Raw genomic sequence first — 900 nt, forward strand, 5'->3', positions numbered from 1 at the left:
TGAAAGTTTGCGGCTCAACCGTAAAATTGCAGTTGATACTGGATATCTTGAGTGCAGTTGAGGCAGGCGGAATTCGTGGTGTAGCGGTGAAATGCTTAGATATCACGAAGAACTCCGATTGCGAAGGCAGCCTGCTAAGCTGCAACTGACATTGAGGCTCGAAAGTGTGGGTATCAAACAGGATTAGATACCCTGGTAGTCCACACGGTAAACGATGAATACTCGCTGTTTGCGATATACTGCAAGCGGCCAAGCGAAAGCGTTAAGTATTCCACCTGGGGAGTACGCCGGCAACGGTGAAACTCAAAGGAATTGACGGGGGCCCGCACAAGCGGAGGAACATGTGGTTTAATTCGATGATACGCGAGGAACCTTACCCGGGCTTAAATTGCAGATGAATTACGGTGAAAGCCGTAAGCCGCAAGGCATCTGTGAAGGTGCTGCATGGTTGTCGTCAGCTCGTGCCGTGAGGTGTCGGCTTAAGTGCCATAACGAGCGCAACCCCTCTCCTTAGTTGCCATCAGGTCAAGCTGGGCACTCTGGGGACACTGCCACCGTAAGGTGTGAGGAAGGTGGGGATGACGTCAAATCAGCACGGCCCTTACGTCCGGGGCTACACACGTGTTACAATGGCAGGTACAGAGAGATGGTCCAATGCAAATTGGATCAAATCCTTAAAGCCTGTCTCAGTTCGGACTGGGGTCTGCAACCCGACCCCACGAAGCTGGATTCGCTAGTAATCGCGCATCAGCCATGGCGCGGTGAATACGTTCCCGGGCCTTGTACACACCGCCCGTCAAGCCATGAAAGCCGGGGGTACCTGAAGTACGTAACCGCAAGGAGCGTCCTAGGGTAAAACTGGTAATTGGGGCTAAGTCGTAACAAGGTAGCCGTACCGGA

Annotated in this window: 1 rRNA gene; it reads left to right on the forward strand. The window is 52.9% G+C overall.

Annotation, left to right across the window (positions count from 1 at the left end):
- Positions 1 to 900 (forward strand): 16S ribosomal RNA (locus RF640_RS18840); the annotation flags it as partial.

Source organism: Kocuria sp. CPCC 205231, assembly GCF_040980965.1.
Taxonomy (GTDB): Bacteria; Actinomycetota; Actinomycetes; order Actinomycetales; family Micrococcaceae; genus Kocuria; species Kocuria rosea.